This is a genomic window from Arhodomonas sp. KWT, assembly GCF_010993615.1.
The window spans coordinates 1-551 of record NZ_WNXE01001075.1 but is presented as its reverse complement, the minus strand read 5'-3'; the positions used below and the strand labels follow the sequence as shown (position 1 = coordinate 551).

1 protein-coding gene is annotated in these 551 nt (G+C 67.5%); it reads left to right on the top strand.

What is annotated here, in order from left to right; all coding sequences use genetic code 11:
* Positions 1-551 (top strand): ATPase, T2SS/T4P/T4SS family (locus G7A99_RS24225; protein WP_163144630.1); only part of this gene is annotated, 551 nt, incomplete at both ends.

Below are 551 nucleotides of genomic sequence, written 5' to 3'. Positions count from 1 at the left end.
GCCTCGGACCTGTTCTTCAGTGCCGGGGCGCCGGTAGGGATCCGCATCGACGGGCGCATCCGGGCAATCGAACCGGACCGCAAGCTGGCCGCCGACGAGATCGAGCGGCTCGCGCACTGGGTGATGACCGAGCCGCAGCGCGAGGAGTTCGAGCGGGAATACGAGATCAACCTGGCCTACTCGCCCCGGGGGCTCGGGCGCTTCCGCGTGAACATCTACCGCCAGCGCGGCTCCGTGTCGATGGTGATCCGCTTCATCACCCACGAGATCCCGGACCTGGAGGCGCTGAACCTGCCCACGCGGCTGCGCGAGCTGGTGCTCGAACCCCGCGGGCTGGTACTGGTGGTCGGCGCGACGGGCTCCGGCAAGTCCACCACCCTCGCCTCGCTGATCGACTACCGCAACACCCAGCACTCCGGCCACATCCTTACGGTAGAGAACCCCATCGAGTATCTCTACCAGCACAAGCGCTGCATCATCGACCAGCGCGAGATCGGGCTGGACACTCACTCCTACGAACGCGCGCTGGCCAACGCGATGCGCGGCTCGCC